Genomic DNA, 13135 nt, shown 5'->3' with positions numbered 1-13135 from the left:
GGCGCGTCACGGCAGCCGGATGGCGCGTGACCCGTCCCCGATCATAGCAGGCCGGATTCCTGGCGGAGCTGCAGGGCGCGGAACAGGATCGTCTCCTCCAGGTTCGTGCGCACCTTCTCGGTGGCGGGCAGATCGATCCACTGGCCGGTGCCACGCAGCTCCTGTCGGACAAGACCAACAGAGAAGGCATCCGGTGACAGGGACCGTGAGGTAAATGTCACATTCACACGGAAACGCTCCGTCGGTGCGGCGGCGGGGACATACCATTCGGTCCGGATCCGGCCTTCGCTTTCCGAAGCCTCTGTGATGGGCAGGAAGCCGAGTGTCTCCAGCGATGCCGTCCACAGGAACGGGTTGACGACAGAGCGTGCGGATACGGCCTGCTGCTGCTCACGTGCCGCAACGCGCTGACTCTCAACGGATTCCCCATCGCTGTCGCTGAAGGGATTGAGCGACGCGCACGCGCCAAGGGTCAGCGTGGCGAGGATCAGGAGCACCCTGGCCCCGCCGAAACGTGCTTTCATGTCTGCAATTCCGATGTTCTGAACATGCTCGTTCCGGTTCTATCCGACGTTCCGCGAGACCACAACAGGCGCTGTCACCGCGCGCGGCGGGATTGATTCACGGCAGGTGAGTGTGTAGTTCACTTTTCGAGTAACCGCGTCTTCATAGTTTGCTGAAATCGTGCGCCCCATGCCCAGTGCAGTTGCATCGACAGGTCCTGATCGCGAATGGCTCCGCCGTCTGTGCGGCACCATTGCCGTGCTTGTCACGCTTGGGGGCGGCAGCGCGCTTGCCGGCCCGGATCTGAAGGCTGGCGGTACGCTTCAGCTCGTGACCCCTTCCGAACAGTCGGTTCCCTCGGTCGGGCGCATCCGCGGCTCCGTCGCGCCTGCACTGGTTGATCTGCTGACCCTGACCCCGCGGGATGGCAGGCAGATCGGCGGTGGCCTGAACCTTTCGGTCGAACCTTCGGAAACGCAGACAGGGACCCCCCGCGTGGGCGTCGACTTCACCGACAGGGCCCTTGGTGTCGATTTCACCCTGTTCGGCAGCGTCGGCGACACGGCGCAGCGCTATGGCGTCTCCTCTCTGGCCCCGGCCGAGCCGGTGGCCCGTTTCGCGCTTTCGGCCGCATCGGTCGATCCGACCTTCGACCCGGAGCGTGGCAACGCCTGGCAGGTCGGTGGCCGCATTGGCTATGACGGCTTTTCCTTCGGGGCCGACCTGGCGCAGGGCGATGACCTGAAGCTCGGTCGCCTGCTGACCGACTACCGCCTGGGCATGAGCTATGCCGGGACCAACTGGCAGGTCGGCCTGAAATATGTCCGCAGCCTGTCGGAGCGCGAACAGCAGATCCCCGATACAGCCGACGCGCTGGAGATCGGCGGCGCCTGGCAGCTCAACGGCTCCATCGGCCTGGTGGGCGGCATCCAGTTCTGGGATCAGGGCTCGTCCGCCGGTCTGGACAGCGAGGCCAACCGCGACGCGCTGATCTTCCTGGGCACCCGCATCCAGTTCTGACGCCCGGGCGTCAGGCATCACGCTGCACATGAATGGACACGCGAAACGTGACTGTTGAGACGGTTGCGCTTATCCGTCCCTTGCCCCCCGGCTTATCCTCGCATAGTTGATGACCGGATGCGCCTGCGCGCCGCAGTAACAGATTGACACGGAAGTCTGCCATGGATCATCTCGACCGGCTGGAAAGCCAGAGCGTCTATATCTTCAGGGAGGCGTTCAACCGCCTCGGTCGTGTCGGCATGCTCTGGTCGCTGGGCAAGGATTCCAACGTCATGATCTGGCTGGCGCGCAAGGCCTTCCTGGGCCATGTGCCGTTCCCCGTGATGCATGTCGATACGGAGAAGAAGTTCCCGGAGATGTACGAGTTCCGGGACCGCTACATCAAGGAATGGAACCTGAACTTCCTCAGCGGCAAATGCCCGCCGATCGAGGAGATGGATCCCAGCCTGCCGCCCGCCGCACGCTCCGCCGCCCGCAAGACCGAGGGGCTGAAGAACTTCCTGGCCGCCAATCCCTTTGACGGCATCTTCGCCGGCATCCGCCGCGACGAGCAGGCGACCCGCGCCAAGGAACGGGTGTTCAGCCCGCGCGGGGCCACCGGTGCCTGGAACTTCCGCGATCAGCCACCCGAGTTCTGGGACCAGTTCAATACCGATTTTCCCCCCGGTACCCATGTGCGCATCCACCCGCTGCTGCACTGGACCGAGATGGACATCTGGCTCTACACGAAGCGGGAGAAGATTCCCGTCATCGACCTCTATTTCGCCAAGAACGGGAAGCGGTACCGCTCCCTGGGGGACAAGGACATCACCAACCCGGTGGACTCCAACGCCGAGACACTGGACGAGATCATCGAGGAGCTGCGGACCACCAGGGTCTCCGAACGGTCCGGCCGGGCCATGGATCACGAGGCCGAGGACGCGTTCGAGCGTCTGCGTGCCGACGGCTACATGTAAGGGGTCCGGACCATGAGCAACCATCGCGAATCCCTGAAGACCGTCTTCGTCGGCCATGTGGACCACGGCAAGTCCACCCTGGTCGGGCGCCTGTTCCATGACACCGACTCGCTGCCCGACGGCCGGGTGGAGGAAATCCGCAAGATGTGCGAGCGGCGCGGCATGCCGTTCGAATATGCCTTCCTGATGGACGCGCTGCAGGCGGAGCGGGACCAGGGCATCACCATCGACACCTCGCAGATCTGGTTCAAGACGGCCAAGCGCGACTACGTCATCATCGACGCGCCGGGCCACAAGGAATTCCTGAAGAACATGATCACCGGCGCGGCGGCGGCGGACGCCGCCATCCTGGTGATCGACGCCAACGAGGGCGTGCAGGAACAGTCCCGCCGCCACGGCTATCTGCTGCATCTGATGGGCATCGGCCAGGTCACGGTCTGCGTCAACAAGATGGACCTGGTGGACTATTCCCAGAGCCGCTTCGAGGCGATCGAGCAGGAATTCCGCGCCTATCTGACCAGCATCGGTGTGGCGCCCAACCACGTCATTCCGGTTTCGGGGCGTGAGGGCGACCTGATCACCGGCCCGTCGAAGCGCATGCCCTGGTACCTGGGGCCCAGCCTCACCGAGGCGCTGGACGGGTTCCGCGTGCCGCTGCCGGCCACGGACCAGCCACTGCGGTTTCCGGTGCAGGACGTCTACAAGTTCGATGAGCGCCGCATCATTGCCGGCCGGATCGAAAGCGGCACCATCCGGGTCGGCGACACGCTGCTGTTCTCGCCCATCAACAAGACCGCGAAGGTCCGCACCATCGAGGCCTGGAACGTCGATCAGCTGCCCATGAAGGCCTCTGCCGGACAGTCGGTGGGCATCACGCTGGACGAGCAGCTGTTCATCGAGCGTGGCCATATCGCCAGTCACGAGAACCAGCCGCCGGTCGAGACCGATGTCTTTCGCGCCCATGTCTTCTGGCTGGGCGACGACGCGCTGGTCACCGGCAAGACCTACAAGATGAAGCTGGCGAATGCGGAGGCGCGGGTGACCGTGCAGTCCATCGACCGGGTCATCGATACCGGCGACCTGAGCCATGTACAGTCCGATCGGGTGGAGCGGAACGCGGTGGCGGAGGTCACCATCCGCTCCCGCCAGATGCTGGCGCTGGATGAATTCCGCAACAACCAGAAGACCGGGCGTTTCGTGCTGGTGGATGGTTTCGACATTGCGGGCGGCGGCATCATCTCCATGGAAGGCTATGCCGACCAGCGCAGCCTGATCACCGTCCGCGCCACCAACGTGACCAAGGTCGAGGCCGCCATCGGGCCGGAGGAGCGTCACAAGCGCAATGGCCACAAGGGCGGCGTGCTCTGGTTCACCGGCCTGTCCGGCGCCGGCAAGTCGACCATTGCCGTGGCGACGGAGCGGCGGCTGTTCGACAAGGGCTACCAGGTCTTCGTGCTGGACGGCGACAACGTGCGCTTTGGCCTCAACGCCGACCTGGGCTTCAGCCCGGAGGACCGGGCGGAGAACATCCGCCGTGTGGGCGAGGTCGCGGCCCTGATGGCCAAGGCCGGTTTCATTGTCGTCACCGCCTTCATCTCCCCCTACCGCTCCGACCGTGACCGGGCGCGGGCGGCGGCGGGAGAGGATTTCCACGAGATCCACATCGACGCCGACGTGGCCACCTGCGAGAGCCGCGATCCGAAGGGCCTCTACAAGAAGGCGCGGGCGGGCGAGATCAAGGACTTCACCGGCATCTCGGCCCCCTATGAGGCGCCGGAGGCTGCGGAACTGACCGTCGATACCTCGGACCTGTCCGTCGAGGAAAGCGTCGCCCGCGTCTCCGCCTACGTTGACCGCACCTTCACCCAGACCTGAGGATCGCAGCTCGGGCAAGCCGGGTACGGCGGCAGTGGGGGGTGGCGGTGAGTTCCGGTAGCCCAACCCCCATCCCCACGCCGCTCGCGGACCTGATCCGCGAGCCCAGGTCCCCACACTGCGTCACCCGGCGCGTACCGATCCACCCTGGAGTGTCATCGTAGATGTCGGCGCGGCACGCTGGGTACCCGGGTCAAGCCCGGGTACGACGTTTTTTGGGGTCCGGGCGGTGAGCAGCAATTCCTTCCCTCCCACCACGTTGCTCGCGGACTCGATCCGCGAGCCCAGGTCTCGGCGCTGCGTTGATCCATCTGTCACCAACCGTCCTCAATCGAACGGGATCTCCCCTGCGAGATCGCGCCAGTCGGGGTTCCGCGCCTCGATCAGTTGAAGTTTCCAGTCCCGTTTCCAGTGCTTCAGCGTCCGTTCGCGCTGTCGGGCGATGACCACGCTCTCGTGGGTTTCGAACCAGACCAGCCGGTGGATCTGGTAGCGGTCGGTGAACTGTGACCATCCCGTCCGATGCTCACCGAGACGCCGCCGCAGGTCACGGCTGACACCAATGTAGAGAGTGCCATTGCGCCTGCTGGCGAGGATATAGACGTAGTAGCGGGAGATGGCCGGTGACCGGGCTGTTGACGATCAGGAGCTCACGGTGCGGCACGCTGGGTACCCGGGTCAAGCCCGGGCACGGCGTCGGTGGGGTGGGAGCGATGAGCACAAACCGTTTCACCCCTTCCACCGCGTTGCTCGCGGACTTGATCCGCGAGCCCAGGTCTCGGCACTGCGTCACCCGGCTCGCACCGACGCGCAACTGAAGGTCATCGCCGATGCCGGTGCGGCACGCTGGGTACCCGGGTCAAGCCCGGGTACGACGTCGGTGGGGTGGGAGCGATGAGCACCAAACGCTTCACCTCTCTCCCACGTAGCTCGCGGACTTGATCCGCGAGCCCAGGTCTCGGCACGGCATCCCCGGGATCGCCACGATGCGCGACCGAAGGTCATCGCCGATGCCGGTGCGGCACGCTGGGTACCCGGGGTCAGGTGTCCAGTGACAGTTTCATGCCGAAGTGGCTGTTGGTGAAGCCAAGCTTCTCGTAGAAGCGGACGGCGTCTTCGCGGCTCTGGTGGGTGCTGAGCTGGACGAGGCCGCAGCCGCGTTCGCGGCAGACGCCGACCGCCCAGGTGATCATCTGCTGACCCAGGCCGCTGCCGCGCATGCTGCTGTGGATGCGGACGCTCTCGATCTGGCCGCGCCAGGTGCCGATGAAGGACAGGCCGGGGATGAAACTGAGCTGCAGGCAGCCGACAACCTGGCCCTCCAGATCGGCCACGACCTGCATCTGGTTCGGATCGCGGTCGATGGCATCGAAGGCCCGGATGTAGCGTTCGTCGAGGGGCAGGGAGGCGTCTTCCCGCGCGGCACCGAGCTGGTCATCGGCCAGCAGGCCGACGATGGCGGCAACGTCAGCGGCAGTCGCGGGCCGGAAGCTGGGAACGGGCCCGCTCACGCAACCTTCTGGCGATAGGCGATGGAGCAGTGATAGTCGCAGTACGGCTTGCCGGTCAGCGTCTCGTGATCGCAGAAGTGGAAGTCGCTCTCCCCCGGATGTCCGACGGGGAACTGGCAACGGCGATGCTGCGGCAGGGCGCCCGGCGGCGGCGGCGCGACGGCGGGTGCCTGGGGAATGACTTCCTCCGGCTCCGGCTTCGGGGCCGGGCGGGTGAAACGGGGGCGCTGCTGCTGCGCTGCGGGCCGGGCCTTGGCGACACGGGGACGGCCGGGCTTCGACAGGCCAAGCCGGTTCGCCTTGCCGATCACGGCGTTGCGCGTGACATTGCCAAGCTGTTCCGCGATCTGGGCAGCGGTCATGCCCGTACCCCAGAGCTCCTTGAGTCGTGAAACCCGCTCTTCCGTCCAGCCTGCCGACATGATCCGTCTCCCGCGCTATATCTGGTTAATACCAGCTCAGGGCTAACAAGATACGGGATCAGGGAATCCAGACCAAGCAGGAATGGCCTGATTCGTCCAATATATTGTGGATAACCGGTCTGACAGCCACCAGCCGGGGCGCAAAGCGACTGATTCCTGTGGATATTCCCGAAACGAAACCGCCCGCCGGACCGGGTCCGGGCGGGCGGCTGACAGGTTTGGCGGTCGTGACCGCGCGGTCAGTTCAGGCTCAGAAGGCGTCCTCCGACAGGGCCATCAGGGTGGCCCCGCCGGACATGGCCTTGGCGGCATGGGCATGCATGTCAGGCAGCATGCGTTCCATGAAGAAACGCGCCGTGGCCAGCTTGGTCTCGTAGAAGGCACTCTCGCCCTCACCGGCGGCCAGCTTCGCCTGTGCCTTTTCTGCGATCTGCGCCCACATGAAACCGATGGCGACCAGCGCCACGCAGCGCAGGTAATCGGTAGAGGCGGCACCCGCCTCGTCCGGGTTGGCCATCATCTTCGGGCCGATGTCGGCGGTCACGGACTGCAGCCGGGCAAAGGCCTTGGCCAGCGGCATGACGAAATCCTTCATCTCCGGCTTCGTCATGTTGGCCTGAATGAAGGCATCCACCGGGTGGTAGAACCGGCGCATCAGCCGGCCCATGCCGTCGGGCAGTTTCCGTCCCACCAGGTCCAGCGCCTGGATGCCGTTCGCGCCCTCGTAGATCATGGTGATGCGGGCGTCGCGGACGTACTGCTCCATGCCCCACTCGTGGATGAACCCATGGCCGCCATAGACCTGCATGGCATCGACGGTGCATTCGAAGCCCATGTCAGTCAGATAGGCCTTCACGACCGGGGTGATGAAGGCGGCGAAGTCGTCGGCCTGCTGCCGCTCGTCCGGGTCCGGGTGCTTGGAGGCGAAGTCGATCATCAGGCCGGTCCAGAGCGCCAGCGCCCGCGCGCCCTCCACGAAGGCCTTCTGCTTCATCAGCATGCGGCGCACGTCCGGGTGCACGATGATCGGGTCGGCGGGCCTGTCCTTGGCCTTCACACCGGTCAGGGAGCGGCCCTGCACGCGGTCCTTGGCGTAGGTCACGGCGTTCTGGTAGGCGGCGGAGGCCTGGCTGAGACCCTGGATGCCGACGCCCAGGCGGGCGGCGTTCATCATGGTGAACATGGCCCGCATGCCCTTGTGCGGCGCGCCCAGCAGCCAGCCCTTCGCCCCGTCATAGTTCATGACGCAGGTGGAATTGCCGTGGATGCCCATCTTGTGCTCGATGGCACCGCACTGCAGGCTGTTGCGCTCCCCCGGTTCGCCGTTCTCGTCCAGGATGAACTTCGGCACCACGAACAGGCTGACACCCTTGATGCCCTCCGGCCCGCCGGGGATCTTGGCCAGCACCAGATGGATGATGTTCTCGGACATGTCGTGCTCACCGGCGGAGATGAAGATCTTCTGCCCGGTGACCAGATAGCTGCCGTCGTCCTGCGGCTCGGCCTTCGTGCGCATGAGGCCCAGGTCGGTACCGCAATGCGGCTCCGTCAGGTTCATGGTACCGGTCCATTCGCCGGTGACCATCTTCGGCAGGTACGCCTGCTTCTGCGCATCGTCACCCCAGTGGTGGATCGCCTCATAGGCGCCATGGGTCAGGCCCGGATACATGGCGAAGGCCATGTTGGCCGACGATGCCATCTCCGAGACCGCGAAACCCAGCACATGCGGCAGGCCCTGCCCGCCATATTCGGGGTCTGCGGTCAGACCGCCCCAGCCGCCCTCGATATAGGACTGGTAGGCTTCCTTGAAACCGGTCGGTGTGGTGACGCTGCCGTCATCATGGCGGGTGCAGCCTTCGGTGTCGCCGACGGCGTTCAGCGGCGCCAGCTCGTTCTCGAAGAACTTCGCGCCCTCCTCCAGGATCGCGTCCACCAGATCGGGGGTCGCATCGGCAAAGCCGGGCAGGTTGGAATAGCGCTGCAGGTCGATGAACTCGTGCAGCAGGAACTTGAAGTCCTGTACAGGGGCCTGATAGGTCGCGGGCATTCGCGTTTCTCCTGTGGGTTTTTCGTGGCCTGTCCCGTCCCTCTCCCCCTACCGGCCACCCCTTTCAGGATACTTGCGTGGGTGGCCGGTAGGGGGAGAGGGACGGAGCAGCCCTCAGACAATCCAGTGCAGCGTCAGTTACGCAGCGGGCGGCCCTTGGTCAGCATGTGTTCGATCCGCTGCAGCGTCTTTTCCTGTCGGATCAGATGCATGAAGCCTTCGAGTTCCAGCGCCAGCAGCTGCTTCTCCGTCACCACTTCCGTGATGTCGGTGTCGCCGCCGGAAAGCACGCGTCCCACCTGGGCCGCCACTTCCACGTCATAGGCCGTGGCCTTGCCCTGCAGGGCGAAGCCTTCCACTGCCATCCGGAACGCGGTGGCCGCGGTCGGACCCGGCAGGTTGACCTCGATCGGTTCCGGCCTGGCGTAGCCTTCCACCATCGACAGCGCCTTCTTCTTGGCATCGGCCAGCACCCGGCGGCGGTTCATGGAGATGCCGTCGCCTTCGCGCAGGATCTGCATGTCGCGCGCTTCCTGCGCACTGGTCGCCACCTTGGCCGTCGAAATCGCCTCGAACGCCGCCGACAGGGCCGGCATCGGGCCCTGCGGGCGCCGCTTGTTGGCCAGGTTGCGGATCGTCAGTTCCTTGCAGCCACCCCAGCCGGGCAGCAGGCCGACACCGACCTCCACCAGACCCATGTAGCTTTCGGCGTGGGCCTGGATGGCGTTGGAATGCAGGCAGACCTCGCAGCCGCCGCCCAGCGCCATGCCGGCGGGTGCCGCGACGACGGGGAACGGGCTGTTCTTCAGGCCCTGCATGGCCTTCTGGCCGGTCGCGACGCCATTCTCGATCACCGGCCACATGGCGGCATTGGCCCCGAACAGGGCCACGCCGACATTGGCACCGACGGAGAAATTGTCCGCGTCGGAGCCGATGATCAGCGCCTTGAAGCCCAGCTTGTCGATCTTCGACGCGGCCACGATCATGGCAATGGAATTCTCGTCCAGACTGTTCATCTTGGAATGGAATTCCAGGCAGGCGACACCGTCACCCACGTCCCACAGCGAGGCGGAGGCATTGGACCTGATCGGCTGCTTGCCGCGCTTCTTGTCGGCCAGGGTCCAGGCGTCCTCCGACACCGCGATCTCGGCATAGTCGCCCGCAGTGGTCAGGATATAGGCCTTCTCGCCCTCTTCCTTGTAGAAGGTCTTGCCCCGCGCCGTTTCCAGCAGGGCCGGGACCGGGCGGCCTTCCGCCGCCAGCCTGTCGGCCAGCCAGTCGGCACCCAGCATGTCGATCATCTCGAACGGGCCCCACTTCCAGGCGTAACCCGTCTTCATGGCCAGATCGACACCGCGGATATCGTCGGAGATCTCAGGCACCAGGTCAGCGGAATAGCTCAGCACGTGGCTCAGCACGGTCCAGGCGTACTGGCCGCCCTTGTCCTCATGCGTCACCAAGGCGCGCAGCCCCTTCTTCGCGGCGCGGGCACTGGCCAGCGTGGAACGCTGCTCGGCACGATATTGGCCGGTCTTCAGGTCGATGGCCTGCTTGACCGTCTTGCCGTCGATCTTGGTGCGGCGATAGAAGCCGCCCTTGCCCTTCCGGCCGGTGTAGCCGTCGGCGATCATCTTCTGCGTCAGCTTCGTCAGCGGGTGATCGGGATCGACGAAATCGCGCAGCGGATCGTCCGCCGGGACAAGGTCGATCATCGAGGCAATGACGTGCGGGCCGAGGTCGATACCGGTCAGGTCGCCGAGGCCGAAGATGCCGGTCTTCGGCACACCCGTGGGCTTGCCGACGATGGAATCCGCTTCCTCGACCGTCAGGCCCAGGTCATAGGCGGACCGGGTGGCGACGGTGGACCAGAAGATGCCGATGCGGTTGCCGATGAAGCCCGGCGTGTCCTTGCAGTCGACCACTTCCTTGCCCAGCTTCACGTCACCGAACTGCTTCAGCGCCTGGAAGGCATCGTCGCGGGTCTTCTGCCCCTTCACCACTTCCAGCAGCCGCATGTAGCGCGGCGGATTGAAGAAATGCGTGATGGCGAAATCGCCCGCGAAATCCTCCCCCAGCCCTTCCGTCAGCACGTTCAGCGGAATGGTGGAGGTATTGGAGGTGACGATGGAGCCGGGCTTGCGGACCTCGTTCAGGCGCTTGTAGAGGTCGCGCTTGATCTGCGGGTTCTCGATGATCGCCTCGCAGATCCAGTCGCAATCGGACAGCGCGCCCAGATCGTCTTCCAGGTTCCCGGTCTCGATCAGCTTCGCATTGCGCTTGTGCATGAACGGGGCGGGGTTGGTCTTCAGCATCTTGGCGACCGCGCCCTTTGCGATGGTGGAGCGGTCGTTCGCGCCTTTCGGCACGATGTCGAGCAGCACCACCGGGACACCGGCATTGGCGATGTGGGCGGCAATGCCGGCCCCCATCACGCCTGCGCCGATGACCGCTACCTTCCTGATCTCGGCCATATCAGCAGGCCTCCAGGACCGTGGCGATGCCCTGACCGCCACCGATGCACTGGGTGGCCAGCGCCAGACCCTTGCCCTCACGCTTCAGCAGCGCCGCGGCCTTGCCGGTGATCCGGGCGCCGGTGGCCCCCAGCGGATGACCCAGCGCCAGCGCGCCGCCGTCGATGTTGGTATTGTCGAAGCTGATGCCGGTTTCCTTCATCACCGACAGGGCCTGGGCCGCAAAGGCCTCGTTCAGCTCGATGATGTCCAGGTCGGCGACCGTGATTCCGGCCCGCGCCAGTGCCTTCTCCGTGGCCGGGACCGGGCCGATGCCCATGATCTCCGGCGCGCAGCCTGCAACGGCGGTGGAGCGGATGCGGGCCAGCTTCTCCAGCCCGTGCGCATCGGCATATTCCTCGGAGCAGACCAGCACCGCGGAGGCACCGTCGGTCAGCGGGGAGGAGGTACCGGCCGTCACCGAACCGTTCTGGTCGAAGGCCGGCTTCAGGCCGGAAAGGTCCGCGGCGGTGGTGCCGGGGCGGATGCAGCCGTCTTCCTCGACGCGGATGTTGCCGTCGACGATGGCGACGATCTCGTCGGCCAGCTTGCCCTCGGCCTGCGCCTTCGCGGCACGGGCATGGCTCTCCACGGCGACCGCTTCCTGGTCGGCGCGGGGGATGTCGTACTTCTTCGCCAGGTTCTCGGCGGTGACACCCATGCCGACATAGGCCTCCGGATAGCGCTGGTACAGCGCCGGATGCGGGGCGGGGTTGAAGCCGGCCATCGGCACGCGGCTCATGCTCTCGATACCGGCACAGATGAAGGCCTGGCCCGCACCCATGGAAATCGCACCGGCCGCCATGTGGATGGAGGTCATGGAGGACCCGCAGAAACGGTTCACCGTGGTACCGGCGATGGTCAGCGGCAGGTCGGCCAGGAAGGCGATCAGGCGGGCGACATTCAGGCCCTGCTCGCCCTCGGGAAAGGCGCAGCCGACGATCAGGTCTTCCAGATCCGCCGTCTCGACGCCGGTCTTCTCGACCAGGGCCCGGACCACCTGGGCGGTGATCTCGTCGGGGCGAACCTTCGCCAGCGCGCCCTTGTGGGCAAAGGTGAAGGGTGAGCGCTGGTATCCAGCGATTACCACGTTGGTCATGTCGGGGGTGCTCCCTCGCAGGTGTAGCGTGCTTGTTTGTGGACCGTTCCTCCCCTCTCCCCCTCCAGGCCGCCCGTTTCAGGATACTTGCGTGCGTGGCCGGGAGGGGGAGAGGGGAGGAACGGTCGGTCAGACAGTCAGACTCGGATCAGTCGGCGGCTTCGGCGGCGAGGCCCTGTGCGTCCAGCCAGCCTTCCACCTGGCGCATCTGCGCCTTCAGTTCCTCGATGGTCTCATCCAGTTCGACGCGCTGCTGCAGCAGGCTCGCCATGCGGTCCTCCGAGGCGTCGAGCAGCATGCGGGCCTGGGCAACCTGGCCGTCGCGCAGTTCGTAGAGCTCCAGCCAGTCGCGGATCTCCGCCAGGCTGAAGCCGAGACGCTTGCCGCGCAGGATCAGCGCCAGACGCCCCTTGTCGCGGCGGTCATAGATGCGCTGGGTACCCTTGCGCAGCGGGCTCAACAGGCCCTTGTCCTCGTAGAAACGCAGCGTGCGCGGGGTGATGTCGTACTCCAGCGACAGGTCACGGATCGAGTAGGTTTTCGTTTCGCTCATGATGTTGTATTCTCTGGCCGTCCGATGGATGACGCAGGTGCTGCGCCGGTTACCAGCGTAGTTAGGTTACGTTGACGTAAACGTCAAGTGGCGGGCCGTCTCTTTTCCCGCAATAGCGATAGCGGAAGCCGTGCATGTCCAGCCAGCCCACGAATTTCCGTCAGTTCTGGCCCTATTACCTGCGCGAGCATTCCCGCATCCTGACCCGGCGCATCCACTATTTCGGCACCGGCCTTGCGATCATCGGCATCATCATGGCCGTGGCCAACTGGGATGCCTGGTACCTGCTGGGTGCCGCCGTCTGCGGCTACGCCCCGGCCTGGTTCGCGCATTTCTTCGTGGAGAAGAACCGCCCCGCCACCTTCCGCTATCCCTTCTGGTCCCTGATCAGCGACTTCCGCATGTTCTTCATGTGGCTCGCCGACCGCCTGCAACCCGAACTGAAACGCGCCGGATGCCTGGCCGAGATCGACCTGGAAGAACCGGACACCCACGCCAGGGCGGGGTGAGAGCGGCGGCAGGAGCACACCTGTCCACTTGCTGAAATCGCTGCGGCACGCTGGGTACCCGGGTCAAGCCCGGGCACAGCGTCAGTGGGGTGGGGAGCGATGAGCAGCAATGCTTCCCCCTCCCACCAC

12 protein-coding genes are annotated in these 13135 nt (G+C 65.4%); 4 read left to right on the top strand and 8 right to left on the bottom strand.

Features of this window, described 5'->3' with window-relative positions; genetic code table 11:
- Positions 1-41: 41 nt before the first annotated feature.
- Entirely contained in the window at positions 42-524 is a 483-nt protein-coding gene (locus QGV55_RS17985) for a DUF3576 domain-containing protein (protein ID WP_281019257.1), read from the bottom strand.
- A 169-nt stretch (positions 525-693) separates the two neighbouring features.
- On the opposite strand from QGV55_RS17985, the gene QGV55_RS17980 reads away from it, so the two are divergent.
- The 3 genes from QGV55_RS17980 to cysC all read left to right on the top strand — a co-directional run bounded on the left by QGV55_RS17980 (position 694) and on the right by cysC (position 4355).
- Positions 694-1524: a hypothetical protein gene (locus QGV55_RS17980; RefSeq protein WP_281019258.1), complete on the top strand. Its 831-nt coding sequence runs from the start codon at positions 694-696 to the stop codon at positions 1522-1524.
- Between the two features lie 161 nt (positions 1525-1685).
- Positions 1686-2480 (top strand): sulfate adenylyltransferase subunit CysD, encoded by a 795-nt coding sequence (cysD, locus tag QGV55_RS17975; protein ID WP_281019259.1) that lies wholly within the window; start codon positions 1686-1688, stop codon positions 2478-2480.
- A gap of 12 nt (positions 2481-2492) precedes the next feature.
- Positions 2493-4355 carry an adenylyl-sulfate kinase gene (gene cysC / locus QGV55_RS17970; RefSeq protein ID WP_281019260.1) on the top strand — a complete coding sequence of 621 codons (1863 nt, stop codon included), beginning with the start codon at positions 2493-2495 and terminating at the stop codon, positions 4353-4355.
- Positions 4356-4682: 327 nt separating this feature from the next.
- Here cysC and QGV55_RS17965 read toward each other — a convergent pair whose 3' ends face one another.
- The 7 genes from QGV55_RS17965 to QGV55_RS17935 all read right to left on the bottom strand — a co-directional run bounded on the left by QGV55_RS17965 (position 4683) and on the right by QGV55_RS17935 (position 12497).
- Positions 4683-4952, bottom strand: coding sequence for a GIY-YIG nuclease family protein (locus QGV55_RS17965; RefSeq protein ID WP_281020150.1), 270 nt, complete (start codon positions 4950-4952; stop codon positions 4683-4685).
- 443 nt (positions 4953-5395) lie between these two features.
- On the bottom strand, positions 5396-5866 hold the full coding sequence (locus QGV55_RS17960) for a GNAT family N-acetyltransferase (RefSeq protein WP_281019261.1): 471 nt from the start codon (positions 5864-5866) through the stop codon (positions 5396-5398).
- Positions 5863-6288, bottom strand: a complete 426-nt coding sequence (locus QGV55_RS17955; protein ID WP_281019262.1) for a GcrA family cell cycle regulator — start codon at positions 6286-6288, stop codon at positions 5863-5865. The genes QGV55_RS17960 and QGV55_RS17955 overlap by 4 nt, the downstream gene beginning before the upstream one ends.
- Positions 6289-6538: 250 nt before the next feature.
- The gene (locus QGV55_RS17950; RefSeq protein ID WP_281019263.1) at positions 6539-8335 is read right to left on the bottom strand and encodes an acyl-CoA dehydrogenase C-terminal domain-containing protein; all 1797 of its coding nucleotides are present in this window, start codon (positions 8333-8335) and stop codon (positions 6539-6541) included.
- A 134-nt stretch (positions 8336-8469) separates the two neighbouring features.
- Positions 8470-10806 carry a 3-hydroxyacyl-CoA dehydrogenase/enoyl-CoA hydratase family protein gene (locus tag QGV55_RS17945; RefSeq protein ID WP_281019264.1) on the bottom strand — a complete coding sequence of 779 codons (2337 nt, stop codon included), beginning with the start codon at positions 10804-10806 and terminating at the stop codon, positions 8470-8472.
- A gap of 1 nt (position 10807) precedes the next feature.
- On the bottom strand, positions 10808-11944 hold the full coding sequence (locus QGV55_RS17940; protein WP_281019265.1) for a thiolase family protein: 1137 nt from the start codon (positions 11942-11944) through the stop codon (positions 10808-10810).
- Between the two features lie 148 nt (positions 11945-12092).
- Positions 12093-12497, bottom strand: a complete 405-nt coding sequence (locus QGV55_RS17935; protein ID WP_281019266.1) for a MerR family DNA-binding transcriptional regulator — start codon at positions 12495-12497, stop codon at positions 12093-12095.
- Positions 12498-12631: 134 nt separating this feature from the next.
- On the opposite strand from QGV55_RS17935, the gene QGV55_RS17930 reads away from it, so the two are divergent.
- Positions 12632-13006, top strand: a complete 375-nt coding sequence (locus QGV55_RS17930; RefSeq protein ID WP_281019267.1) for a DUF962 domain-containing protein — start codon at positions 12632-12634, stop codon at positions 13004-13006.
- Positions 13007-13135 lie beyond the last annotated feature (129 nt).

The sequence above is a fragment of the Minwuia sp. IMCC3009 genome (assembly GCF_029909415.1).
GTDB lineage: Bacteria > Pseudomonadota > Alphaproteobacteria > Minwuiales > Minwuiaceae > Minwuia.
This window is presented reverse-complemented; position numbering and strand designations above follow the sequence as displayed.

Coding starts and splice junctions, on each gene's coding strand:
- QGV55_RS17945 (WP_281019264.1), bottom strand. CDS start 10,806: ATGGCCGAGATCAGGAAGGTAGCGGTCATCGGCGCAGGCGTGATGGGG.
- QGV55_RS17985 (WP_281019257.1), bottom strand. CDS start 524: ATGAAAGCACGTTTCGGCGGGGCCAGGGTGCTCCTGATCCTCGCCACG.
- QGV55_RS17930 (WP_281019267.1), top strand. CDS start 12,632: ATGTCCAGCCAGCCCACGAATTTCCGTCAGTTCTGGCCCTATTACCTG.
- QGV55_RS17935 (WP_281019266.1), bottom strand. CDS start 12,497: ATGAGCGAAACGAAAACCTACTCGATCCGTGACCTGTCGCTGGAGTAC.
- QGV55_RS17950 (WP_281019263.1), bottom strand. CDS start 8,335: ATGCCCGCGACCTATCAGGCCCCTGTACAGGACTTCAAGTTCCTGCTG.
- QGV55_RS17940 (WP_281019265.1), bottom strand. CDS start 11,944: ATGACCAACGTGGTAATCGCTGGATACCAGCGCTCACCCTTCACCTTT.
- QGV55_RS17980 (WP_281019258.1), top strand. CDS start 694: ATGCCCAGTGCAGTTGCATCGACAGGTCCTGATCGCGAATGGCTCCGC.
- cysC (WP_281019260.1), top strand. CDS start 2,493: ATGAGCAACCATCGCGAATCCCTGAAGACCGTCTTCGTCGGCCATGTG.
- cysD (WP_281019259.1), top strand. CDS start 1,686: ATGGATCATCTCGACCGGCTGGAAAGCCAGAGCGTCTATATCTTCAGG.
- QGV55_RS17955 (WP_281019262.1), bottom strand. CDS start 6,288: ATGTCGGCAGGCTGGACGGAAGAGCGGGTTTCACGACTCAAGGAGCTC.